The following is a 24328-nucleotide window of genomic DNA, read 5'->3' as shown; positions in this document are numbered from 1 at the left end:
ATCATTGCAGGCGCCATAAGGCAGTGATAAAACCGGTAAGCAATTCATAACCGTTCTGGATAACCGTGGTGAGGGGAAATGACGCAGATTTATAATTTTAGTTCCGGTCCAGCGATGCTGCCGGTTGAAGTGCTCCGTCGTGCAGAACAAGAACTGACAAACTGGCACGGTTTGGGGACCTCCGTTATGGAGATCAGCCATCGCAGCAAAGAGTTTCTCAACGTAGCGGAAGAGGCGGAGCAGGACTTACGCGATCTTCTGAAAATCCCGGCTAATTACAAAGTTTTATTCTGCCACGGCGGCGCGCGCGCGCAGTTCGCTGCGGTGCCGGGCAATTTGCTGGGCGAGGCGACCACGGCGGATTATGTCGACGGCGGCTACTGGGCGCACAGCGCCATTAAGGAAGCGGAAAAGTATTGCACGCCGCGTATCCTGGACGTCAAAACTACCCGTGACGGCAAGCGCGCTATCCTGCCGATGAGCCAGTGGGCGCTGAGCAGCGACGCCGCTTACGTGCACTACTGCCCGAACGAAACCATCGACGGCATCGCGATCGACGAACAGCCCGACTTCGGCGACAAAATCGTCGTCGCCGATCTCTCCTCTACCATTCTGTCGCGGCCGCTGGACATCAACCGCTACGGCGTAATCTACGCCGGCGCGCAGAAGAATATCGGCCCGGCCGGGTTAACCATCGTAATCGTACGCGACGACCTGCTGGGCAAAGCCCGCCAGTCTGTTCCCTCTATTCTCGACTATCAGGTGCTGGCGGAGAACGACTCTATGTTCAACACGCCGCCGACCTTCGCCTGGTATCTCTCCGGCCTGGTGTTTAAATGGCTGAAAGAGAAAGGCGGCGTGAGCGAAATCGACAAAATCAATCAGGCTAAAGCCGATCTGCTCTACGGCCTGATCGACAGCAATCCGTTTTACCGCAACGACGTCGCGACGGAAAACCGTTCGCGCATGAACGTGCCTTTCCAGCTGGCGGATGCCGCGCTGGACAAACTTTTCCTGGAAGAGTCGTTCAACGCGGGCCTGCACGCTCTGAAAGGCCATCGCGTGGTAGGCGGCATGCGCGCATCGATCTACAATGCGATGCCGCTGGAAGGCGTCAAAGCGCTGACCGACTTTATGGCCGACTTCGCGCGTCGCCACGGTTAAGCCTGAGCTGTAGCGTCGGCGCAAGCGCCGACTTTAGACCCCGTCTCGCGGCGGGGTTTTGTCCTTTTCTGGAGATTTGGTTTCACATGCAGGACTCCCTGACCTTACAACCGATTGCACGCGTTGACGGCACCGTTAACCTGCCGGGTTCAAAAAGCGTTTCTAACCGCGCACTGCTGCTGGCTGCGCTGGCGAAAGGCACTACACGTCTGACGAACCTGCTGGACAGCGATGACGTTAAACATATGCTGAACGCCCTTAAGGCGTTGGGCGTCGATTTTACCCTATCAGCCGACCGCACGCAGTGCGACGTGGTGGGACAGGCAGGGGCGCTGCGCGCCTCTCAGCCGCTGGAGCTTTTTCTCGGCAACGCGGGCACGGCGATGCGGCCGCTGGCGGCGGCGCTCTGTCTCGGCGAGCAGGATATCGTTCTGACCGGCGAACCGCGCATGAAAGAGCGTCCAATCGGGCATCTGGTCGACGCGCTGCGTCAGGGCGGTGCGCAGATTGAGTATCTGGAGAACAGCGACTATCCGCCGCTGCGCCTGAAGGGTGGTTTCACCGGCGGCGACGTCAGCGTGGACGGCAGCGTTTCCAGCCAGTTCCTGACCGCGCTGCTGATGACCGCGCCGCTGGCGGAGCGCGATACCCGCATTACTATTAAAGGCGAGCTGGTCTCCAAACCCTATATCGATATTACGCTGCATCTGATGCGCTGCTTCGGCGTCGAGGTCGAAAACCAGCAATACCAGCGCTTTATCATTAAAGGCCAGCAGCAGTATCAGTCGCCAGGCGACTACCTGGTAGAGGGCGACGCCTCTTCCGCCTCCTATTTTCTGGCCGCCGCCGCCATTAAAGGCGGAACCGTGCGCGTCACCGGCATCGGCCGCGACAGCGTGCAGGGCGATATCCGCTTTGCCGACGTGCTGAAAAAAATGGGCGCAACCGTTGAGTGGGGCAGCGACTATATCGCCTGTACCGCCGGCGAGCTCAACGGCATTGATATGGATATGAACCATATTCCTGACGCCGCGATGACCATCGCCACGACGGCACTGTTCGCCAAAGGCCCAACGCTGCTGCGCAACATCTACAACTGGCGCGTTAAAGAGACCGATCGCCTGGCTGCGATGGCAACCGAGCTGCGTAAAGTGGGCGCGGAAGTGGAAGAGGGGCATGATTTTATCCGCATCACCCCGCCGGAAAAACTGCGTCACGCGAAGATCGGCACCTATAACGATCACCGGATGGCGATGTGCTTCTCGCTGGTGGCGCTCTCCGATACGCCCGTGACTATTCTCGATCCCGGCTGTACCGCGAAAACCTTCCCCGACTATTTCCAGCAGCTGGCCAAAATCAGCCAGAACGCCTGATTCTCATCGAGCCGGAGAGCGAGTTTCTCCGGCATTCTCACTGCCTCTGGGCTCATTGGCCAAGATATGTTCTGAATCTGCTGCAATTTATAGCGATGTCTCCGCTAAAAGGTAACGACATTAGCCTGGGCCGCGTATAATGCTTTCTGTTCTGAACAGCCTGAAGGCTGAACTATTTCGCGCAGCAACAGGAGAGAATAATGACGGCAATTGCCCCGGTTATAACTGTCGACGGACCTAGCGGCGCAGGCAAAGGCACGTTGTGCAAAGCGATGGCGGAGGCGCTGCAGTGGCATCTGCTTGACTCCGGCGCCATCTATCGCGTTCTGGCGCTGGCTGCGCTGCACCATCAGGTGGATATTGAAGCCGAAGAGGCGCTGGTGCCGCTGGCGGCCCATCTGGACGTGCGTTTCGTCTCGCAAGAGGGCGAACTGCGGGTGATCCTGGAGGGCGAAGAGGTTACCGGCGAAATCCGCACGCAGGATGTCAGCAACACCGCGTCGCGCGTCGCCGCTTTCCCCCGCGTGCGCGAAGCGCTGCTGCGCCGCCAGCGCGCTTTTCGCGACGAGCCCGGCTTAATCGCCGACGGCCGCGATATGGGGACGGTGGTTTTCCCTGACGCGCCGGTAAAAATTTTCCTCGACGCCAGCCCGGAAGAGCGCGCCCAGCGCCGTATGCTACAGTTGCAGGAGAGCGGCTTTAGTGTTAACTTTGATCGCCTTTTAGCCGAGATAAAAGAACGTGATGACCGCGATCGCAACCGCGCCATTGCGCCTTTAGTCCCCGCCGCCGATGCGCTGGTTCTGGATTCTACGCAGTTATCCATCGAACAAGTCATTGATCAGGCGCTGGAATATGCCCGCACAAAGCTGGGCATTTAATTTTTTCGGCCAAACAGAATTGCAGTAACCCTGTGCCAGGGAAAGCGCGCAGGGCATGTGAAACAACCCCATCCGACAATGACGTCAGGTGGACGTTAAATTGAAGAATCCTAAGATTATCAATATGACTGAATCTTTTGCTCAACTCTTTGAAGAGTCCCTGAAAGAAATCGAAACCCGCCCGGGTTCCATCGTTCGTGGCGTTGTTGTCTCTATCGACAAAGACGTCGTTCTGGTTGATGCGGGTCTGAAATCTGAGTCTGCCATTCCGGCAGAGCAGTTCAAGAACGCAGCCGGCGAACTGGAAATCCAGGTTGGTGACGAAGTTGACGTTGCCCTGGATGCAGTGGAAGACGGCTTCGGTGAAACCCTGCTGTCCCGTGAGAAAGCTAAACGTCATGAAGCCTGGATCACGCTGGAAAAAGCTTACGAAGACGCTGAAACTGTTACCGGTGTTATCAACGGCAAAGTTAAAGGTGGCTTCACAGTTGAGCTGAACGGTATTCGTGCGTTCCTGCCAGGTTCACTGGTTGACGTGCGTCCGGTACGCGACACGCTGCACCTGGAAGGCAAAGAGCTTGAATTCAAAGTAATCAAGCTTGATCAGAAGCGTAACAACGTCGTGGTTTCTCGCCGCGCGGTTATCGAATCTGAGAACAGCGCTGAGCGCGATCAGCTGCTGGAAAACCTGCAGGAAGGCATGGAAGTCAAAGGTATCGTTAAGAACCTCACTGACTACGGCGCATTCGTTGATCTGGGCGGCGTCGATGGCCTGCTCCACATCACCGACATGGCGTGGAAACGCGTTAAGCATCCGAGCGAAATCGTCAACGTGGGCGACGAAATCACTGTTAAAGTGCTGAAGTTCGACCGCGAGCGTACCCGTGTATCTCTGGGCCTGAAACAGCTGGGCGAAGATCCGTGGGTGGCTATCGCTAAGCGCTACCCGGAAGGCACTCGCCTGACCGGTCGTGTGACCAACCTGACTGATTACGGCTGCTTCGTAGAAATCGAAGAAGGCGTTGAAGGTCTGGTACACGTTTCTGAAATGGACTGGACCAACAAAAACATCCACCCGTCTAAAGTTGTTAACGTGGGCGACGTGGTTGAAGTTATGGTTCTGGACATCGACGAAGAGCGTCGTCGTATCTCCCTGGGCCTGAAGCAGTGCAAAGCCAACCCATGGCAGCAGTTTGCTGAGACCCACAACAAGGGCGACCGCGTTGAAGGTAAAATCAAGTCAATCACTGACTTCGGTATCTTCATCGGCCTGGACGGCGGCATCGACGGCCTGGTTCACCTGTCTGACATCTCCTGGAACGCGACTGGCGAAGAAGCCGTTCGTGAGTACAAAAAAGGCGACGAAATCGCTGCCGTTGTACTGCAGGTTGACGCAGAGCGTGAGCGCATCTCTCTGGGCGTGAAACAGCTGGCTGAAGATCCGTTCAACAACTACATCACCCTGAACAAGAAAGGCGCCATCGTTACTGGTAAAGTAACGGCAGTTGACGCTAAAGGTGCTACAGTTGAACTGGCAGACGGCGTTGAAGGCTACCTGCGCGCTTCAGAAGCTTCACGTGACCGCGTTGAAGACGCAACTCTGGTTCTGAATGTTGGCGACGATGTTGAAGCTAAATTCACCGGCGTTGATCGTAAAAACCGCGTTGTTAGCCTGTCTGTCCGTGCGAAAGACGAAGCTGACGAGAAAGATGCCATCGCGACTGTGAACAACAAGCAGGAAGAAAGCAATTTCTCTAATGCTATGGCTGAAGCGTTCAAAGCAGCTAAAGGCGAGTAATCGACCTGAAGCAACCGGGCAGGGAAATCTGCCCGGTTACGGTAGCAAGCTGTCATACCTTTCCCACAAGGATTAACCGGAGGTTACATGACCAAGTCAGAACTGATTGAAAGACTTGCTGGCCAGCAGACTCATATTCCGGCGAAAGTCGTTGAGGATGCTGTAAAAGAGATGCTGGAGCACATGGCCACTACGCTGGCCCAGGGCGAACGCATTGAAATCCGGGGATTCGGCAGCTTTTCTTTGCATTACCGCGCACCGCGTACGGGTCGTAACCCGAAAACGGGCGATAAAGTGGAACTGGAAGGTAAATACGTTCCCCATTTTAAGCCGGGCAAAGAGCTGCGAGACCGTGCAAACATTTACGGTTAAGCCGTAACCGAACGCAGAAACGACATCTCAGGATGTCGTTTTTTTTTGCCCGCTGTTTCTCTGCGAGCCTGCCTGACGCTCTTTGCAATCGAACTGAAATCTTCCCCTTTTATTGCGAGGCCGCGCTGAAGCGCGCCAGCCTGCGCCTGACCGCGCGCCGCGTTATCTGCATACTCTCAGCGTGTTAAATCGGGACGAGAGCAAGATGACAGCGACGCTAATTGCCAGAATTGCTATTCTCGCCGCGCTGCCGCTGCTGTTTCTTCACCGCCTTCCGTCGGCGGCGGCTGTCGCGGCGCTCGCCTGCGCAGGCGCCTTAATGCTGTGGACGCAGGCGCCCTGGCTGCGCATCGCGGCGATAGCGCTGCTGCTGTGCGCCTGGATGTTGGGCGCCGCGCGTTCAGCGGTCACCGCGATAGAAACCGCCAGCGCCGCGCCCGCGACCTACAGCGTGCGCATTGATGAAGTCCGGCAAGAGAGACGGCAGATAAAGGTGCAGCTGATAAAGCAAGAAGGGCGCTACCTGTTTCCGCCGCGTTTCGCCTGGCTGTCGATCGGAGAGGGCCAGCAGGCCTGGTGCCCGGGACAGCGCTGGTCGATGCAGCTCAGTCTGCGGCCTGTGCACGCAAAGCTCAACGAAGGCGAGTTCGATGCGCAGCGTTTCGCGCTGGCGAATCATATGGGGCTGCGAGGCCGTATTCAGCAGCAGCGGCCCGAATCCGTGACCTGCAGCTGGCGCTGGCAGCGCATTCTGCGCGATCTGCCCATGATTAGCGCGCTGCGGCAGCGCGCCGTTGTCGAGGCGCTCGCTTTTGGCGAGCGAGCGGAAATGAGCGACGCGCTGCGCCAGCTACTGCGGGAAACCGGCACGGCGCATCTGATGGCGATTTCAGGCATGCACATCGCGCTGGCCGCCAGCATCGGCTGGATTATGGCGCGTGCGGTCCAGCTGGCGCTGCCGGCGCGCTTTATTGGCTATCTGTTCCCGCTGCTAGCGAGCTGGCTGCTGGCGGCGCTTTATACCTGGCTCTCCGGTAGTCACGCGCCCGCCCAGCGCGCGCTGATCGCCCTGACGCTGTGGCTTATCTTTCGTATCAAAGGCGTGCAGCTCAGCGGCTGGCAGGTCTGGAGCCTGTGCGTCGGCGGGCTGCTGCTGCTCGATCCTCTCAATGTGCTCTCGGAGAGTTTCTGGCTCTCGGCGCTGGCGGTCGCCATTTTACTCACCTGGTATCGCTGGTTTCCTTTACCGGCGCGCTGCCGACGCGGCTGGCGCTGGCTTCCGCTTCAGCTGCTGCACCTGCAGCTCGGCATGATGCTGCTGATGGCGCCGCTTCAGGTCATGCTATTCGAGGGCTTCAGCCTCTCGTCGCTGGCGGCGAATATGCTGGCGATACCGGTGATCTCTTTTATCAGCGTGCCGCTTATTCTCTCGGCGATGCTGACGCCAGTCAGCGCGATTTGCGCCGCGCTGTGGCGACTGGCCGACATTTCTGTCGTCTGGCTGATGGCGGCGCTCGAGGCATTGCCCGATGGCTGGTGGGCGTTTTATGACGCCGGCACGCTGGCGCTGCTGCTTTGGGGCGGGCTGATTGTCTGGCGCGGCGCGCTGTTTTACGCCGCCCCGGTTAGCTGCGCAGCCGTCATTGTGGCGCTGCTGGTCTGGCGCTGGCCGCGCGACGAGCCGGGCTGGCATATCGATATGCTGGATGTCGGACAGGGGTTAAGCGTGGTTATCCGTCAGGGCAGAGAGGCGATACTCTATGATACCGGCCCGGCCTGGGAAAACGGCGACGCCGGCACGCGCCACGTTATTCCCTGGCTGGCGCGCAAACGGCTGCGCCTTCAGACGGTGGTGCTCAGCCATCGCCACCTCGATCACAGCGGCGGATTGAACGCGATAAAACGGCGCTGGCCCGAGGTGCCGATACGCAGCGCCACCCTTGAGGCGGATCATCTCCCCTGCGTACGCGGCGCGCGCTGGCGCTGGAAAGCGTTGAATATCGAAGCGCTGTGGCCGCCAGCGCGCTCGAAAATCAGCAACAATAACGACTCCTGCGTGCTGAGCGTGGACGACGGCACCACGCGTCTGCTGCTGATGGGCGATCTGGAGGCGCCGGCGGAGCGGCAACTGGTGGCGCTGGAAAAAAGCCGTCTGAGGGCCGACATCATCCAGGTTCCGCATCACGGCAGCCGCACCTCGTCAACGCCGCTGCTGCTGCGCAACGTCGCTGGACCTGTCGCTATCGCCTCCATGGCGCGCTACAACGCCTGGCGAATGCCGGTCACCAGCGTGCTGGAAAACTACCGCCGCGCCGGCTTCGTCTGGCACGACACCGCCCTGTCCGGGCAGATAACCCTTTCTGTTATCGGAGGTGAAATCGTGGTTTCTGGCCTGAGAGAGCAAATTTTGCCCCGATGGTACCATCAGTGGTTTGGCGTCAAACGGGAATCCAGGTAGAATGAGCGGCTATTTCAAACAGCGTGAATAAATAATGCATCAAGATAAAGATCTCTCAACGTGGCAGACATTTCGTCGACTCTGGCCGATGATCGCGCCCCATAAAGCGGGTTTATGTGTGGCCGCTGTGGCCCTGATAATTAACGCCGCGGGCGACACGCTCATGCTCTCCCTGTTGAAGCCTTTACTGGATGATGGGTTTGGTAAAGCGGACAAGTCGGTGCTGATCTGGATGCCGCTGGCCGTTATTGGGCTGATGCTGGTTCGCGGCGTCACCAGCTATATTTCCAGCTACTGCATCTCCTGGGTTTCCGGCAACGTCGTGATGAACATGCGTCGTCGCCTCTTCAGCCATATGATGGGCATGCCGGTCTCGTTCTTCGACCAGCAGTCGACAGGCACGCTGCTGTCGCGCATCACCTACGATTCTGAGCAGGTTGCCTCTTCCTCATCCAGCGCGCTGGTTACCGTAGTGCGCGAAGGCGCGTCGATTATCGGCCTGTTTATCATGATGTTCTACTACAGCTGGCAGCTGTCGCTCATCCTGATTGTTCTGGCGCCTGTGGTCTCTCTGGCGATTCGTTCAGTCTCTAAGCGCTTTCGCAGCATCAGCAAAACCATGCAAAACACCATGGGGCAGGTCACCACCAGCGCGGAGCAGATGCTGAAAGGGCACAAAGAAGTGCTGATTTTCGGCGGCCAGGAAGTGGAGTCGGAGCGTTTCGCCCGCGTCAGCAACCGCATGCGTCAACAGGGCATGAAGCTGGTATCGGCCTCATCCATCTCCGATCCGGTGATCCAGCTGATCGCCTCGCTGGCGCTGGCATTCGTGCTTTATGCCGCCAGCTTTCCCAGCGTTATGGATACGCTGACCGCGGGCACCATCACCGTGGTCTTCTCGTCGATGATCGCGCTGATGCGTCCGCTGAAATCCCTGACTAACGTCAACGCGCAGTTCCAGCGCGGTATGGCGGCGTGCCAGACGCTCTTCTCGATCCTCGACAGCGAGCAGGAAATCGACACCGGCACGCGCGAAATTCAGCGCGCCAAAGGCGACGTGGAGTTTCGCAATGTCACCTTTACCTATCCTGGCCGCGATACGCCAGCGCTGCGCGACATCAACCTGGCGCTACCGGAAGGCAAAACCGTGGCGCTGGTTGGACGTTCCGGCTCAGGCAAGTCGACGCTGGCCAGCCTGCTGACGCGTTTTTACGATATTCAGCAGGGTGAAATTTTGCTGGACGGTCACGACCTGCGCGAGTACAGGCTGCGTTCGCTACGCAATCAGGTCGCGCTGGTCTCGCAGAATGTTCACCTGTTCAACGACACCATCGCCAACAATATCGCCTATGCGCGCAGCGAGCAGTATAGCCGCGCCGAGATCGAGCGCGCCGCTACCATGGCGCACGCCATGGACTTCATCAACAAGATGGATAACGGGCTGGATACGGTGATCGGCGAAAACGGCGTGCTGCTCTCCGGCGGTCAGCGTCAGCGTATCGCCATTGCGCGCGCGCTGCTACGCGACTGTCCGATTCTGATCCTGGACGAAGCGACCTCCGCACTCGATACCGAGTCGGAACGCGCCATCCAGTCGGCGCTGGACGAGCTGCAGAAAAACCGCACCTCGCTGGTTATCGCTCACCGCCTGTCGACCATCGAGAAAGCCGACGAAATCGTCGTGGTGGAAGATGGCCGTATCGTTGAGCGCGGCACCCATGCCGATCTGCTGGCTCAGCGGGGCGCCTATGCTCAGCTGCATAAGATGCAGTTTGGGCAATGATCGAGCGTATCTGGAGTGGACGCTCGCCGCTGTGGCTGCTGCTGTGGCCGCTTAGCCTCATCTACGGCGCGGTCTCCTCTCTGATTCGTCTTAGCTATCAGCGCGGCTGGCGTAAAAGCTGGCGCGCGCCGGTTCCGGTGGTGGTGGTCGGCAATCTCACCGCAGGCGGCAACGGCAAAACGCCGGTCGCGATCTGGCTGGTGCAGGCATTACAGCGCCGCGGCCTACGCGTCGGCGTGGTGTCGCGCGGCTACGGCGGCAAAGCGGAGCGCTATCCGCTGCTGGTCGACGCCGATACGTCGACGGAGCAGGCGGGCGACGAACCTGTGCTCATCGCCCAGCGCACCGGCGCACCGGTCGCGGTGGCGCCGAAGCGCCGCGCCGCGGTTGAAGCGCTGCTCGCCAGCCAGCCTGTCGATCTCATCATTACCGACGATGGCCTGCAGCACTACGCGCTGCAGCGCGATCGCGAAATCGTGGTGGTCGACGGCGTCCGCCGCTTCGGCAACGGCTGGTGGCTGCCTGCCGGACCGATGCGCGAGCGCGCTTCGCGTCTGCGGCAGGTGGACGCCGTGATTGTTAACGGCGACCGCGCCGAAACGGGCGAAATCGCGATGTCGCTGCGGCCCGGCGATGCGGTCAACCTGCACACGCAGCAGCGCGCGGCGCTTTCCTCGCTGGAAAATGTGGTGGCGATGGCCGGCATAGGGCATCCGCCGCGCTTTTTCGCTACCCTTAACCAGCATGGCGTCACGCCGGTCGCCGAGATCGCCTTCGCCGATCATCACGCCTACAGTCAGGAGGAGTTGGCCGGCTTAGCGGCCAGGGGCCAAACCTTGCTGATGACCGAAAAAGACGCGGTTAAGTGCCGTCGCTTCGCCCAGCCCAACTGGTGGTATCTGCCGGTCGAAGCCGAGCTGAGCGGCAGCGCCGTCGCGCCGCTGCTGGATGATATCGAACGTCTGGCGCGGCAGCACGCAGGCAGGGCCGCAGACTAACCTCTCGCCGAATGCAGGAAGGGAATGAACACAACGCTTTCGCTTTCGCTTCAACAGGCACGAAATCTTCATCTGGCGGCGCAGGGTCTGCTGCGCGCGCCGTCGAAACGGGCGCGCTATACGGATCTGCTTGCGGCGGTACGGCGCATGTCGCTGCTGCAAATCGATACCATCCACGTCGTTGCGCGCAGCCCTTATCTGGTGCTGTTCAGCCGCCTCGGCAACTACCCGCCGCGCTGGCTGGAAGAGGCGCTGGCGCAGGGCGAGCTGTTTGAATACTGGGCGCACGAGGCCTGCTTTATTCCCCGCGAAGATTACCGGCTGCTGCGCCACCGCATGCTCGAACCCGAACGCCTTGGCTGGAAATATAACGCCCGGTGGATGCAGGATCATCAGCAGGAGATCGCCGACCTGCTGCGGCATATTGCCGAAAAGGGGCCGGTTCGCGCCGCCGACTTCGCCAGCGGCGCCGATCACAAACCTGGCTGGTGGGCCTGGAAGCCGCACAAGCGGCATCTGGAAAATCTCTTCAGCGCGGGCGAGCTGATGGTCAGCGAGCGGCGCAATTTTCAGCGGGTCTACGATCTTCGATCGCGCGTGCTGCCGGAGTGGCAGGATGCGCTGCACGCCCTCAGCGAAACGGACGCGCAGTGGGAAATGCTGCGCAACAGCGCGCGCAGCCTCGGTATTTTTCGCGCCGCCTGGCTGCCGGATTACTATCGCCTAAAACGCGTGGCGCTGAAGCCTTACCTGGAAAAAGCGCAGCAGGCGGGCGAGATTATGCCGGTCGAGGTGGCCGGACTCGGCGAGATGTGGCTGCATCGCGATCTGCTGCCGCTGCTCGACGCGCCGCTTAACGCCACGCACAGCGCTATTCTGTCGCCGTTTGATCCGGTGGTCTGGGATCGGCGGCGTGCGCTGGCGCTATTCCAGTTCGATTACCGCATCGAATGCTATACGCCGGAGGCGAAGCGCAAATATGGCTATTTCGTCCTGCCGGTGCTGCATCGCGGCGCAATCAAGGCCAGGCTGGACGCCCGCATGCAGCGGCAGGCGCGGCAGCTGGTGATCAAGCATTTTTGGCTGGAGCCGGACGCGCGCGTCACCGCCGCATTCGTCAGGGATATACGCCAGGCGATTGAACGCTTTGCGGCCTGGCAGGGCGCGGAGAGCGTGCTGTTCGAAAAGATGCCCGCCGCGCTGCAGCCGCACTGGCCTGGCGTCTGGACGCTCGATTCCTGAGCTTTGCGGTCTGCGCCGCAGTTTCGCGGCCGCTTTCCGCGCACGCTGAAACACTGCGCTATGGTATCCTTAGCGCCTTATGCAATCGGTCCGCAATGGAGGACATATGGATCACCGTTTACTCGAAATTGTTGCCTGCCCGGTGTGCAACGGCAAGCTTTACTACAACAACGCCCAGCAGGAGCTGATCTGCAAACCTGACGCGCTCGCCTTTCCGGTACGCGACGGCATTCCGGTGCTGCTGGAAAACGAAGCGCGCACGCTCGCCGTGGAAGAGATCCATCCATGAGTTTCACGGCGATTATTCCCGCGCGCTACGCCTCGACGCGCTTGCCCGGCAAACCGCTGGTCGATATCGCCGGAAAGCCGATGATCGTTCACGTGATGGAGCGCGCGCGCGCCTCCGGCGCCAGCCGCGTGATTGTCGCCACCGACCATCCGGATGTGAAAACGGCGGTTGAAGCGGCGGGCGGCGAAGTCTGCATGACGCGGCCCGATCATCAGTCCGGCACAGAGCGGCTGGCTGAGGTGATCGAAACCTGCAGGTTCGCCGACGATGAGATTATCGTTAACGTGCAGGGCGACGAACCGCTGATCCCGCCGGAGATCGTACGCCAGGTGGCGGCGAATCTGGCAGGCGCGCAGGCGGGCATGGCGACGCTGGCGGTGCCGATTCATGATGCGGAAGAGGCGTTTAACCCCAACGCGGTGAAGGTGGTGATGGACGCGCAGGGCTACGCGCTCTATTTCTCTCGCGCCACTATTCCCTGGGATCGCGAGCGTTACGCCGCGTCCCGCGAGGAAATCGGCGATACGCTGCTGCGCCATATCGGCATCTACGCCTATCGCGCCGGCTTTATTCGTCGCTACGTCTCCTGGGCGCCTTGCCCGCTGGAGCGGATCGAACTGCTGGAGCAGCTTCGCGTGCTCTGGTACGGTGAAAAGATCCATGTCGCCGTCGCGGAAACCGTGCCAGGCACAGGCGTGGATACGCCGGAAGATCTGGCGCGCGTGCGCGCCGCGCTGCAGGGCTGACGGCGTCGGGGAGCCATCCCCGACGCTTTTATTGATCTATTTCTGCTTTTTCGCCCGCTGAGGCCTCCAGGATGGTGTGATGTTTTCCTTGAGGAGGATGCATGGAAAGTCTCAAATCTGAACTCTCGCTGGTGCTGGGCGAGACGGTCGGCCGGCTCGAAACCATCAGCGAACAGCCGCCGACGCGGCTCTATGCGCTCTACGATCGCCAGGACAAACCGATGCCGCTGGTGGCGAAATATTTCCGTCATCAGGGACGCGCCGCGCTGGAAGCGAAAAAGCTGGCGCTGCTCGGTCATGAAGGGCTGATCGCCGTGCCGGCGGTCTATGGTCTGGTGCTGAGCCAGCAGCCACCGGCGCATGAAATGCTGCTGATGGCGCGCCTGAACGGCGTCTCCGCCGAGGCGCCGACCCGCGACGCCGCTCGCTGGCAGCAGCTGTGCGAAGAGGTGGTGGAAGGGCTGCTCGCCTGGCATCGCATCAGCGGGCATGGCCTGGTCGGCACCGTCGACAGCACCCAGCAAAACAGCTGGCCCGCCTGGTTCCATCAGCGCGTGGAAGTGCTCTGGTCCACGCTCAGTTACCTGCAGCCGCCCGCGTTCACCCATGCCGACCGCCAGGTGCTGTTTCGCAGCCGCGAGCAGCTGGCGCATCTCTTTCGCGACTTCGACGATCCCTGCGTTATGCTGCATGGCAATCTGCGTCTGACCAGCATCGTCAAAAATGCGCGCAGCGATCAGCTGCTGGCGATGACCCAGCCCGGCGCCATTTTATGGGGGCCGCGCGAATATGAGCTCATGCAGCTCGGCGAAAGTCCGGCGGAGCAGGCGCTGATGGCGCGCTACCTACAGTGCGCGCCGGTCTCCGAAGGCTTTCTCTGGCGGCGCTGGCTTTATCAACTCTGGGACTGCATCGACGGGCTGGTGCAGTATGGCGAATTCGACCGCGCGCGCTTCGATTACGCCCATGCTCAATTACTGCCCTGGCTCGGCTGAGGGCGCGTCGCCGCCTTTTAGCCACTGCCACGCCTGTCCCAGCGTCTCATAGACGACCCGGTCGCTGTGGCTCAGCCAGAGCGGCGAAGGAATAGCGCGCTCCCACCAGTTGAGCGGCGAAGCGATGGCCAGCTGATTGGCGGGCGCGGCAAGCGGCGTGAGGCCGGCAGCGTGAAAGAAATTCAGGGCGCGCGCCATATGATTGGCGGAGGTGACCAGCAGGAAAGGACGCTGGTCGACGACGCCGCGCACCGCACGCGCCTCCTGTTCGGTATCTTTCGGCCGATCCAGCACCTGAATATGATCCGGCGGCACGCCCAGGCTCAGCGCGACCGAGGCGGCGACCTGCGCGTTGCTGACGGGGTTCTGGCCGGCGGCGGCGCCGGTGAAGATCATCGTCGCCTGCGGGTTGCGTCGCCACTGGCGCACGCCTTCGGCGACGCGCGGCAGACTGTTACCGATCAGGTTCGAGCTCGGCGCCCAGTCGGGGTTAAAGGTATAGCCACCGCCCAGCACCACGATAAAGTCGACCTTCTCGCTGCCGTTCCAGGTAGGGTAACGCGACTCCAGCGGCAGCAGCAGGCGATCGGCGACCGGCTGCAGGCTCAGCAGCAGCAGCAGCGCCCAACTCAGCGAGACTAAAATTTTGCCGCTTTTGTGCCAGCGGCTAAACCAAAGCAGTAAAATACCTGCTGCCATCAACAGCAGCAGCAGCGGTAAAGGCATCAACAGACCGCCCACCAGTTTTTTCAGCCCAAAAAACATCAAAAAAACTCCTTGTTGTCCGAAAAAACAGCAGCTGGAAAGGAAGAAGGGGATGAAAGGTTCATTCTTCATGAGCCTGTGACAAAATAGCACAAGTCTGAGCGCAGCATACCGGAGCCCACGCCATGCAGGATCGTAACTTCGACGATCTCGCGGAAAAATTTTCGCAAAACATTTACGGCACAACCAAGGGGATCGTGCGTCAGGCGATCCTCTGGGACGAGCTTGAGGCGATTCTGCCGACGCTCGGCGCGGCGCCGCTGCGCGTGCTGGATGCCGGCGGCGGGCTGGGGCAAATCTCCAGCGGACTGGCGCAGCGCGGCCACCAAATTCTGCTGTGCGATCTCTCGGCGGAGATGCTGCGCCGCGCGCAGCAGCATGCAGAGGCGCAGCAGGTGAGCCACAACATGCAATTCAGACAAATCGCCGTGCAGCAGGTGGGCGAGCATTTGGATACGCCGGTGGATCTGGTATTGTTTCACGCTGTGCTTGAGTGGGTCGCAGAGCCTGAAAAAGCGCTGCAGGCGCTGTTTGACGCGCTGCGGCCCGGCGGTGTGATGTCGCTGATGTTTTTTAACCGCCACAGCCTGGTGTTTCGCAACCTGACGCTGGGGAACTTCGGCTATTTGCGCGTCAATATGGCGAAGCAGAAGAAGCGCTCTCTGTCGCCGGATTATCCGCGCGACCCGGAAGATGTCTATCGCTGGCTCGCCGCGTGCGGCTTCGAAATTGAACAGCGTACGGGCGTGCGCGTCTTCAGCGACTATATGAAAGCCCCGCCGGCGGACGGCGGAGGCGACGCGAGCATTCTTGAGATGGAGCGACGCTACTGTCGCCAGGAACCCTTTTTAAGCCTGGGACGCTACATCCACGTGACCGCGCGTAAACCAGGGCAGAAGGACGAACTATGAGTGAATTTTCCCAGACGGTACCCGAGCTGGTCAGCTGGGCGCGCAAAAATGATTTTTCCCTTGCGCTGCCGGTCGATCGTCTGGCTTTTCTGCTGGCCATCGCCACCCTGAACGGCGAGCGAATGGATGGCGAAATGAGCGAGGGCGAGCTGATCGACGCTTTTCAGCACGTCAGCAAAGCTTTTGAGCAAACCCATGAAACCGTGGTGGTGCGCGCCAACAACGCCATCAACGATATGGTGCGCCAGCGCCTGATCAACCGCTTTACCAGCGAGATGACGGAAGGACACGCCATTTATCGCCTGACGCCGCTGGCGATCGGCATCACCGACTACTACATCCGCCAGCGCGAATTCTCGACGCTGCGCCTGTCGATGCAGCTCTCTATCGTGGCGGGCGAGCTGAAACGCGCCGCCGATGCAGCGGAAGAGGACGGCGACGAATTCCACTGGCACCGCAACGTCTTCGCGCCGCTGAAATACTCCGTGGCTGAGATCTTCGACAGCATCGACATGACGCAGCGCCTGATGGATGAACAGCAGCAGGCGGTCAAGAACGATATCGCCGATCTGCTGAACAAAGACTGGCGCGCGGCGATCTCCAGCTGCGAAATGCTGCTGTCGGAAACCTCCGGCACGCTGCGCGAGCTGCAGGATACGCTGGAGGCGGCAGGCGATAAGCTGCAGGCCAACCTGCTGCGCATCCAGGACGCCACGCTCAGCAGCCCCGATCTCGGTTTTGTCGATAAGCTGGTGTTCGATCTGCAAAACAAGCTGGATCGCATTATCAGCTGGGGCCAGCAGGCGATCGACCTGTGGATCGGCTACGACCGCCACGTCCACAAATTCATTCGAACCGCCATCGATATGGACAAGAACCGCGTCTTTGCGCAGCGCTTGCGCCAGTCGGTGCAGAACTACTTCGACCAGCCGTGGGTGCTGACCTACGCCAGCGCCGATCGCCTGTTTGATATGCGCGACGAGGATCTGACGCTGCGCAACGACGAGGTGATGGGCGAACTGCCCGCCGAGCTGGAGTATGAAGAGTTCAACGAGATCCGCGAACAGCTGGCGGCGATGATCGAAGAGGCGCTGCTGAGCTACAAATCCGAACAGAAACCGCTCAACCTCGCCACGGTGATACGCGACTATCTTGCCCAGTATCCGCGCGCGCGCCACTTTGATCTGGCGCGTATTGTCGTCGATCAGGCGGTTCGCCTCGGCGTGGCGGAAGCCGATTTAGCCGGTCTGCCCGCGCAGTGGCAGGCCATTAATGATTACGGAGCCAAGGTGCAGGCACATGTCATCGACAAATATTGAACAAGTGATGCCGCTTAAGCTGGCGCAGGCACTGGCGAACCCGATTTTTCCCGCGCTCGACAGCCAGCTGCGCGCCGGTCGACATATCGGCATCGAGGAGCTGGACCAGCACGCTTTTCTGATGGACTACCAGACCTTTCTGGAAGAGTTTTACGCCCGCTACAACGTCGAATTAATTCGCGCGCCAGAGGGCTTTTTCTATCTGCGTCCGCGCTCCACCACGCTGATCCCGCGCTCGGTGCTCTCTGAGCTGGATATGATGGTCGGGAAGCTGCTCTGCTATCTCTATCTCAGCCCGGAGCGTCTGGCGAACGAAGGCATCTTCACCCAGCAGGAGCTGTATGACGAGCTGCTGACGCTGGCCGACGAGAACAAGCTGCTCAGGCTGGTGAACCAGCGCTCTACCGGCTCCGATCTCGATCGCGCCAGGCTGCAGGAGAAAATGCGCGCCTCGCTGAGCCGACTGCGTCGACTCGGCATGGTGTGGTTTATGGGCAACGACAGCAGCAAATTCCGCATTACCGAATCGGTGTTCCGCTTCGGCGCCGACGTGCGCAGCGGCGACGATCCGCGCGAGGCGCAGCTGCGCCTGATCCGCGACGGCGAAGCCATGGCGCTCGACAGCGTGAGCGCGACCAGCGAACAGGATGATATTGACAGCGACGCGAGTGATAGCGCGGAGGAAGAACAGGCATGATTGAACGCGGAAAATTTCGTTCGCTTACCCTGATCAACTGGAACGGCTTTTTTGCCCGCACTTTTGATCTCGATGAACTGGTCACCACCTTGTCGGGCGGCAACGGCGCAGGCAAATCCACCACCATGGCCGCCTTCGTGACGGCGCTGATCCCGGATCTGACGCTGCTGCACTTCCGCAACACCACGGAGGCGGGCGCCACCAGCGGCTCGCGCGATAAAGGCCTGCATGGCAAGCTGCGCGCCGGCGTCTGCTACGCGGTGCTCGACGTTGTTAACTCGCGTCACCAGCGCGTTATCGCTGGCGTGCGTCTGCAGCAGGTAGCGGGCCGCGATAAAAAGGTCGATATTAAACCGTTCAGCATTCACGGGCTGCCGATGGATAGCCAGCCGACCGACATGCTGACCGAGATTATGAACAGCCGCCAGGCGCGCGTCCTGCCGCTGAGCGAGGTTAAAGATCGCGTCGAAGCGCAGGAAGAGGTGCAGTTCCGCCAGTTCAGTTCGGTCACCGACTACCACGCGATGATGTTTGAGCACGGCATCGTGCCGCGCCGCCTGCGCTCCGCCGGCGACCGCAGCAAATTCTACCGTTTGATCGAAGCGTCGCTCTACGGCGGCATCTCCAGCGCCATCACCCGCTCGCTGCGCGACTATCTGCTGCCGGAAAACGGCGGCGTGCGCAAAGCGTTTCAGGATATGGAAGCGGCGCTGCGCGAGAACCGCATGACGCTCGAGGCGATCCGCGTCACGCAGTCCGATCGCGACCTGTTTAAGCATCTGATCTCCGAAGCCACCAGCTACGTCTCGGCGGACTATATGCGTCACGCCAACGAGCGGCGCATTCATCTCGACGGCGCGCTGCAGCTGCGCCGCGATCTCCTCTCCAGCCGCAAACAGCTGGCCACGGAGCAGTATCGCCATATCGAGATGGCGCGCGAACTCGCCGAGCATGGCGGGGCAGAGAACGATTTGGAAGCGGATTATCAGGCCGCCAGCGATCATCTGAATCTGGTGCAAACCGCGATGCGCCAGCAGGAAAAAATCGAGCGCTACGAAGCTGACCTCGACGAGCTGACGCATCGTCTGGAAGAGCAGAACGAAGTGGTGGCGGAAGCGCGCGAGGCGCAGGAAGAGAACGAGGCGCGCGCCGAAGCGGCAGAGCTGGAGGTCGACGAGCTGAAAAACCAGCTGGCCGATTTCCAGCAGGCGCTCGACGTTCAGCAGACGCGGGCGATTCAGTATCAGCAGGCGCTGCAGGCGCTGGAGCGCGCGAAGACGCTGTGCCAGCTGCCCGATCTGACCATCGACAACGCCGATGAGTGGCAGGCGCGTTTCCAGGCGACCGAAGAAGAAGCGACGGATACCCTGCTGCGTCTTGAACAGAAGCTGAGCGTGGCGGAGGCGGCGCACAGCCAGTTTGAACAGGCGCTGGCGCTGGTGACCAGCATCGCCGGCGATGTGCCGCGCCAGGAAGCCTGGCAAACCGGCCGCGAGCTGCTGCGCGACGCCGCCAATCAGCGTCACTACGCCGAGCAGCTCTCCTCGCTGCGCCTGCGCCTGAATGAGATGGAGCAGCGCCTGCGCGAACAGCATGAGGCGGAACGCCTGCTGGCGGAGTTCTGCAAACGGCAGGGCGCGCACTATGACGCCGACGCGCTGGAAGGGCTGCACGACGAACTGGAAGCGCAGATCGAACAGCTAAACGCCAGCGTCTCCGATGCCGGCGAGCGCCGTATGGTGATGCGCCAGGAGCTGGAGTCGCTGCGCGAGCGCATCGCGACCCTGACCTCGCGCGCGCCGCACTGGCTGGCGGCGCAGGAGATCCTGACGCAGCTCAGCGAGCAGACCGGCGAGGCGCTGGAAAACAGCCAGCAGATTACCGAATACATGCAGCAGCTGCTGGAGCGCGAGCGCGAAACCACGGTGGAGCGCGACGAGATTGCCGCGCGCAAACGCAGCGTGGAACGTAAAATTGAACGCCTCAGCCAGCCTGGCGGCGCGGAAGATGCGCGTCTGACGCAGCTGGCGGAACGCTTCGGCGGCGTGCTGCTTTCTGAAATTTACGACGACGTCACGCTGGAGGATGCGCCTTACTTCTCGGCGCTCTACGGCCCGTCGCGCCACGCTATCGTGGTGCCGGATCTGTCGCTGGTGCGCGAGCAGCTCGACGGTCTGGAAGAGTGCCCGGAAGATCTCTACCTGATTGAGGGCGATCCGCAGTCGTTCGACGACAGCGTCTTCGCCGTGGAAGAGCTGCAGAACGCGGTGGTGGTGAAGGTGGCGGAGCGTCAGTGGCGCTATTCCCGCTTTCCCAAGGTGCCGCTGTTCGGCCGCGCCGCGCGTGAAAATCAGCTGGAGCAGCTGCACATCGAGCGCGATCGCCTGGCGGAACGCTACGCCACGCTCTCGTTCGACGTACAGAAAACGCAGCGTTTGCATCAGTCGTTCAGCCGCTTTATCGGCACGCATCTGGCGGTCGCCTTCGAGGAAGATCCCGAAGCGCAGCTCCGCCAGTTCAACGCCCGCCGCACCGAGCTGGAGCGCGCGCTGGCGCAGCACGAAAGCGACAATCAGCAGCAGCGTCAGCAGTATGAGCTAGCGAAAGAGGGGGTAGCGCAGCTAAACCGCCTGCTGCCGCGCGTCAATCTGCTGCTGGACGACACGCTGGCCGATCGCTGCGACGAAATCCGCGAGCAGGTCGAAGAGGCGCAGGAGGCGGCGCGCTTCCTGCATCAGCACGGCGCGAAGCTGACGAAACTCGAGTCGCTGATCGGCGTGTTGCAGAGCGATCCCGAACAGCACGAACAGCTGCAGGCGGACTATCAGCAGGCGCAGCAGCAGCAGCGCGTCGCGCGTCAGCAGGCGTTCGCGCTGACGGAAGTGGTGCAGCGCCGCGCCCACTTCAGCTACGGCGACTCCGCCGGCATGCTGAACGGCAACAACGATCTCAGCGATAAGCTGCGTCGCCAGCTGGAGCAGGCGGAAGGCGAGCGCAGCCGCGCGCGCGAACGCCTGCGCGAGCAGCGGGCGCAGATGGCGCAGTACAGCCAGGTGCTGGCTTCCCTGAAGAGCTCGCACGACACCAAGCGCGACATGCTGAAAGAGCTGCTGCAGGAGATGCAGGAGATCGGCGTGCACGCCGACGCCAGCGCGGAAGAGCGCGCGCGCATTCGCCGCGACGAGCTCTACGCGGCGCTGAGCCACAACCGCGCCCGTCGCAATCAGCTGGAAAAGCAGCTCACCTTCTGTGAAGCGGAAATGGAGAACCTGCAGAAACGGCTGCGCGTGCTGGAGCGCGACTATCACCGCATTCGCGAGCAGGTGGTGAGCGCTAAAGCGGGCTGGTGCAGCGTGCTGCGGCTGGTAAAAGAGAACGGCGTCGAGCGACGCCTGCACCGTCGCGAGCTGGCCTATCTGAGCGGCGACGAGCTGCGCTCGATGTCGGATAAGGCGCTGGGCGCCCTGCGCCTGGCGGTAGCGGATAACGAGCATCTGCGCGACGTGCTGCGCCTGTCGGAAGATCCGAAGCGTCCAGAGCGCAAGATTCAGTTCTTTATCGCCGTCTATCAGCATCTGCGCGAGCGTATCCGTCAGGATATTATTCGCACCGACGATCCGGTCGAGGCGATCGAGCAGATGGAGATCGAACTGAACCGCCTGACCGAAGAGCTGACGGCGCGCGAGCAGACGCTGGCGATCAGTTCGCGCAGCGTGTCGAATATTATTCGTAAAACCATTCAGCGCGAGCAGAACCGTATCCGTCAGCTCAACCAGGGACTGCAGATGGTGAGCTTCGGCCAGGTGCGTAGCGTGCGGCTTAACGTCAACGTGCGCGAAGCCCACGCCACGCTGCTTGATACGCTGTCGGAAGAGCATGAGCAGCATCAGGATCTCTTCAACAGCAGCCGCCTGACCTTCTCCGAAGCGCTGGCGAAGCTCTATCAGCGCCTCAATCCGCACATCGATATGGGGCAGCGCACGCCGCAGACCATCGGCGAAGAGCTGCTGGACTACCGCAACTACCTCGAGATGGAGGTAGAGGTCAACCGCGGCTCCGACGGCTGGCTGCGCGCCGAGAGCGGGGCGCTGTCGACCGGCGAGGCGATCGGCACCGGGATGTCGATCCTGGTGATGGTGGTGCAGAGCTGGGAAGAGGAGTCGCGCCGCCTGCGCGGCAAGGATATCTCTCCCTGTCGCCTGCTGTTCCTCGACGAAGCGGCGCGCCTGGATGCGCGCTCTATCGCCACGCTGTTTGAACTCTGCGAGCGTCTGGAGATGCAGCTGGTGATCGCGGCGCCGGAAAACATCAGCCCGGAAAAAGGCACGACGTATAAACTGGTCCGTAAAGTGTTCAATAACACTGAACATGTGCACGTAGTCGGTCTGCGCGGCTTCTCTGCCGATGCGCCGACGACGCGCCGCGACAGCGAAGCATTGGCCGGGGCGGAAGCGGAAAACTCGCAGGTTTAATCTGGTTAATAATTACCGCATTGGGTAATCTGTAAACGGCATTTGTCCTGTGAGGCAAATGCCGTTTTTTATTTGTATACTCAGGTCATGAGTAGCAACCCAGTTGCAGCGTATTCAGGAAACGCTGCGTGGTAAACAAATGAGGGGGCAGGGATGTTGCTGACCAATAAAACCAACAATTATCTGTTTTCACTGCTGGCGCTCGCGCTGGCCTTGACGCCGCTGCATCTGACGCATGCGGCCGTTATTGCGGCGTTGCCTGGTACTACGCACACGACCATTTCAGTCAGCGATAGCCAACAGCGCCTGCGTCAGGCGTTCGCCGGTAAAGAGCCGCCGTTCTATTTAGCCTCGCTGGCGACCCTCTATGCGGCGCACAATATGCAGCCGATGTGGCAGGATCGCGCGGCGGTGCAGCAGTTCCAGCAGCAGCTGGCGGAAGTCGCGATGTCGGGCGTGCAGCCGCAGTTTACGCGCTGGGTCGATCGGCTGACCGATCCCGGCATCAACGGCTTCGCGCGCGACGTGGTGCTTAGCGACGCGATGCTGGGCTATCTGCAGTTCGTCTCGAGCGTGCCGACCCAGGGCGAAAGCTGGCTCTACAGCAATGTGCCCTATAAGCTGGCGCAGCCGCCGGTATCGGTAGTGAACCAGTGGCAAAACGCAGTGCTGGCGGGCGGCTCCGCCGCGTTCGTCGCCTCGCTGGTGCCGCAGCACCCGCAATATGCGCCGATGCACGCCGCGCTGAAGCAGATGCTCGCCGATTCGCGTCCCTGGCCGCAGCTGAAAAACCGCGAAACGCTGCGTCCGGGTCAGGTAAGCGACGACGTGCCGGCGCTGCGCGAGATTTTACAGCGCACCGGCATGCTCTCCGCGCAGCCTGTCGCGCCGGGCCCTGCGGACGATGCGGTGCCTGTCGCGCCGGTCTCGGCGAGCCTGAGCGGCCAGCCCGCGGCGGTGAGCCCTTCAGCGGCCAGCGTCGGCGACCTCGCCGCGCAGACGCCGCAGCAGACGGGCAACGTGCAAAACGGCGCCGCTGACGCGGTTAGCGACAACGTCTATGACGCTGCGCTGGTGGAGGGCGTTAAACGCTTCCAGCAGTGGCAGGGATTAGGCGGCGACGGCGCTATCGGTCCACGCACCCGCGAATGGCTCAACGTAACGCCGCAGATGCGCGCCGCGCTGCTGGCGCTGAATATTCAGCGCTTGCGCCTGCTGCCGGACGATATGCATAACGGCATCATGGTCAACATTCCCAACTTTTCGCTTACCTACTACAACAACGGCAACAAGATCCTGTCGTCGCGCGTGATTGTCGGCCGTCCCGATCGTAAAACGCCGCTGATGCGCAGCGCGTTGAATAACGTGGTGCTTAACCCGCCGTGGAACGTGCCGACGACGCTGGTGCGTCAGGACATCATTCCCAAGGTGAAGCAGGATCCGAATTATCTCTACAAGCACGGCTATACGCTGCTCTCCGGCTGGAGCGCGGACGCGGAGGTGATCGATCCCAGCATGATTGACTGGAGCATGGTCTCCGCTTCGTCATTCCCCTATCGCCTGCGTCAGGCGCCGGGCAACACCAACTCGCTGGGCCGCTATAAGTTCAACATGCCGAGTTCGGACGCCATCTACCTGCACGACACGCCCAATCACGCCCTGTTCCAGCGCGATATCCGCGCGCTTAGCTCAGGCTGCGTGCGCGTCAACAAAGCGTCAGAGCTGGCGGGACTGCTGCTGCAGGATGCTGGCTGGAATGATTCGCGCATTTCCGACCAGTTAAAACAGGGCGATACGCGCTACGTGCCGATTCGACACCGCATTCCGGTGAATTTGTACTATCTGACCGCCTGGGTCGCCGATGACGGCAAGCCGCAGTTCCGCACAGATATTTACAATTATGATAATCCTGCCCGTTCCGGCAGTCAGGCGTTAGCGCGCGCTGGCCAGCTGCTGCTCTAATCCTTGATTTTCCAACCCTGTTCCTTTTCGCCGCCGCTGCGACAAGGATTCCAGAATGGCGATCCCGACCGGGATCGCCGCACAAACCTCTTTACGGCGGGTT

Annotated in this window: 18 protein-coding genes; 17 read left to right on the top strand and 1 reads right to left on the bottom strand. The window is 60.9% G+C overall.

The window, feature by feature from the left end:
• The first annotated feature begins 78 nt into the window (after positions 1–78).
• The 12 genes from serC (at position 79) to HA46_RS10400 (ending at position 14099) form a co-directional block, all read left to right on the top strand.
• Entirely contained in the window at positions 79–1164 is a 1086-nt protein-coding gene (gene serC / locus HA46_RS10455; RefSeq protein WP_033789271.1) for a 3-phosphoserine/phosphohydroxythreonine transaminase, read from the top strand.
• 86 nt (positions 1165–1250) lie between these two features.
• The gene (gene aroA, locus HA46_RS10450; RefSeq protein ID WP_084884099.1) at positions 1251–2537 is read left to right on the top strand and encodes a 3-phosphoshikimate 1-carboxyvinyltransferase; all 1287 of its coding nucleotides are present in this window, start codon (positions 1251–1253) and stop codon (positions 2535–2537) included.
• Positions 2538–2737: 200 nt separating this feature from the next.
• Complete coding sequence (gene cmk / locus HA46_RS10445; RefSeq protein ID WP_084884096.1) at positions 2738–3418, top strand: (d)CMP kinase; 681 nt, start codon at positions 2738–2740, stop codon at positions 3416–3418.
• A 124-nt stretch (positions 3419–3542) separates the two neighbouring features.
• A complete protein-coding gene (gene rpsA, locus HA46_RS10440) occupies positions 3543–5216 on the top strand; it encodes a 30S ribosomal protein S1 (protein WP_048784670.1) in 1674 nt (557 codons plus the stop codon).
• Positions 5217–5303: 87 nt separating this feature from the next.
• Entirely contained in the window at positions 5304–5588 is a 285-nt protein-coding gene (gene ihfB / locus HA46_RS10435) for an integration host factor subunit beta (protein WP_033751281.1), read from the top strand.
• A 205-nt stretch (positions 5589–5793) separates the two neighbouring features.
• Positions 5794–8046, top strand: a complete 2253-nt coding sequence (locus tag HA46_RS10430) for a DNA internalization-related competence protein ComEC/Rec2 (RefSeq protein ID WP_084884114.1) — start codon at positions 5794–5796, stop codon at positions 8044–8046.
• Between the two features lie 34 nt (positions 8047–8080).
• Positions 8081–9829 carry a lipid A ABC transporter ATP-binding protein/permease MsbA gene (gene msbA, locus HA46_RS10425; protein WP_033789275.1) on the top strand — a complete coding sequence of 583 codons (1749 nt, stop codon included), beginning with the start codon at positions 8081–8083 and terminating at the stop codon, positions 9827–9829.
• Complete coding sequence (lpxK, locus tag HA46_RS10420; RefSeq protein WP_084884093.1) at positions 9826–10827, top strand: tetraacyldisaccharide 4'-kinase; 1002 nt, start codon at positions 9826–9828, stop codon at positions 10825–10827. Before msbA ends, lpxK begins: the two co-directional genes overlap by 4 nt.
• Before the next feature lie 24 nt (positions 10828–10851).
• On the top strand, positions 10852–12069 hold the full coding sequence (locus HA46_RS10415) for a winged helix-turn-helix domain-containing protein (RefSeq protein ID WP_084884090.1): 1218 nt from the start codon (positions 10852–10854) through the stop codon (positions 12067–12069).
• 106 nt (positions 12070–12175) lie between these two features.
• Positions 12176–12358, top strand: coding sequence for a Trm112 family protein (locus HA46_RS10410; protein WP_033751266.1), 183 nt, complete (start codon positions 12176–12178; stop codon positions 12356–12358).
• Positions 12355–13104, top strand: a complete 750-nt coding sequence (kdsB, locus tag HA46_RS10405) for a 3-deoxy-manno-octulosonate cytidylyltransferase (protein WP_084884087.1) — start codon at positions 12355–12357, stop codon at positions 13102–13104. Before HA46_RS10410 ends, kdsB begins: the two co-directional genes overlap by 4 nt.
• A gap of 101 nt (positions 13105–13205) precedes the next feature.
• Positions 13206–14099, top strand: coding sequence for a fructosamine kinase family protein (locus HA46_RS10400; protein ID WP_084884084.1), 894 nt, complete (start codon positions 13206–13208; stop codon positions 14097–14099).
• Here HA46_RS10400 and elyC read toward each other — a convergent pair.
• Positions 14079–14864 (bottom strand): envelope biogenesis factor ElyC, encoded by a 786-nt coding sequence (gene elyC, locus HA46_RS10395; protein ID WP_033789287.1) that lies wholly within the window; start codon positions 14862–14864, stop codon positions 14079–14081. The genes HA46_RS10400 and elyC overlap by 21 nt on opposite strands.
• A 125-nt stretch (positions 14865–14989) precedes the next feature.
• On the opposite strand from elyC, the gene cmoM reads away from it, so the two are divergent.
• The 5 genes from cmoM to ldtD all read left to right on the top strand — a co-directional run bounded on the left by cmoM (position 14990) and on the right by ldtD (position 24225).
• On the top strand, positions 14990–15775 hold the full coding sequence (cmoM, locus tag HA46_RS10390) for a tRNA uridine 5-oxyacetic acid(34) methyltransferase CmoM (RefSeq protein ID WP_033751258.1): 786 nt from the start codon (positions 14990–14992) through the stop codon (positions 15773–15775).
• Entirely contained in the window at positions 15772–17094 is a 1323-nt protein-coding gene (mukF, locus tag HA46_RS10385; RefSeq protein WP_033789290.1) for a chromosome partition protein MukF, read from the top strand. Before cmoM ends, mukF begins: the two co-directional genes overlap by 4 nt.
• On the top strand, positions 17075–17791 hold the full coding sequence (mukE, locus tag HA46_RS10380) for a chromosome partition protein MukE (protein ID WP_084884081.1): 717 nt from the start codon (positions 17075–17077) through the stop codon (positions 17789–17791). Before mukF ends, mukE begins: the two co-directional genes overlap by 20 nt.
• A complete protein-coding gene (gene mukB, locus HA46_RS10375) occupies positions 17788–22263 on the top strand; it encodes a chromosome partition protein MukB (protein WP_033789294.1) in 4476 nt (1491 codons plus the stop codon). Before mukE ends, mukB begins: the two co-directional genes overlap by 4 nt.
• Before the next feature lie 153 nt (positions 22264–22416).
• Entirely contained in the window at positions 22417–24225 is a 1809-nt protein-coding gene (gene ldtD / locus HA46_RS10370) for a L,D-transpeptidase (protein WP_033789296.1), read from the top strand.
• Positions 24226–24328: the final 103 nt, after the last annotated feature.

It is taken from the genome of Pantoea septica, from assembly GCF_002095575.1.
Classification (GTDB): domain Bacteria; phylum Pseudomonadota; class Gammaproteobacteria; order Enterobacterales; family Enterobacteriaceae; genus Pantoea; species Pantoea septica.
This window is presented reverse-complemented; position numbering and strand designations above follow the sequence as displayed.

Coding starts and splice junctions, on each gene's coding strand:
- serC (WP_033789271.1), top strand. CDS start 79: ATGACGCAGATTTATAATTTTAGTTCCGGTCCAGCGATGCTGCCGGTT.
- aroA (WP_084884099.1), top strand. CDS start 1,251: ATGCAGGACTCCCTGACCTTACAACCGATTGCACGCGTTGACGGCACC.
- cmk (WP_084884096.1), top strand. CDS start 2,738: ATGACGGCAATTGCCCCGGTTATAACTGTCGACGGACCTAGCGGCGCA.
- rpsA (WP_048784670.1), top strand. CDS start 3,543: ATGACTGAATCTTTTGCTCAACTCTTTGAAGAGTCCCTGAAAGAAATC.
- ihfB (WP_033751281.1), top strand. CDS start 5,304: ATGACCAAGTCAGAACTGATTGAAAGACTTGCTGGCCAGCAGACTCAT.
- HA46_RS10430 (WP_084884114.1), top strand. CDS start 5,794: ATGACAGCGACGCTAATTGCCAGAATTGCTATTCTCGCCGCGCTGCCG.
- msbA (WP_033789275.1), top strand. CDS start 8,081: ATGCATCAAGATAAAGATCTCTCAACGTGGCAGACATTTCGTCGACTC.
- lpxK (WP_084884093.1), top strand. CDS start 9,826: ATGATCGAGCGTATCTGGAGTGGACGCTCGCCGCTGTGGCTGCTGCTG.
- HA46_RS10415 (WP_084884090.1), top strand. CDS start 10,852: ATGAACACAACGCTTTCGCTTTCGCTTCAACAGGCACGAAATCTTCAT.
- HA46_RS10410 (WP_033751266.1), top strand. CDS start 12,176: ATGGATCACCGTTTACTCGAAATTGTTGCCTGCCCGGTGTGCAACGGC.
- kdsB (WP_084884087.1), top strand. CDS start 12,355: ATGAGTTTCACGGCGATTATTCCCGCGCGCTACGCCTCGACGCGCTTG.
- HA46_RS10400 (WP_084884084.1), top strand. CDS start 13,206: ATGGAAAGTCTCAAATCTGAACTCTCGCTGGTGCTGGGCGAGACGGTC.
- elyC (WP_033789287.1), bottom strand. CDS start 14,864: ATGTTTTTTGGGCTGAAAAAACTGGTGGGCGGTCTGTTGATGCCTTTA.
- cmoM (WP_033751258.1), top strand. CDS start 14,990: ATGCAGGATCGTAACTTCGACGATCTCGCGGAAAAATTTTCGCAAAAC.
- mukF (WP_033789290.1), top strand. CDS start 15,772: ATGAGTGAATTTTCCCAGACGGTACCCGAGCTGGTCAGCTGGGCGCGC.
- mukE (WP_084884081.1), top strand. CDS start 17,075: ATGTCATCGACAAATATTGAACAAGTGATGCCGCTTAAGCTGGCGCAG.
- mukB (WP_033789294.1), top strand. CDS start 17,788: ATGATTGAACGCGGAAAATTTCGTTCGCTTACCCTGATCAACTGGAAC.
- ldtD (WP_033789296.1), top strand. CDS start 22,417: ATGTTGCTGACCAATAAAACCAACAATTATCTGTTTTCACTGCTGGCG.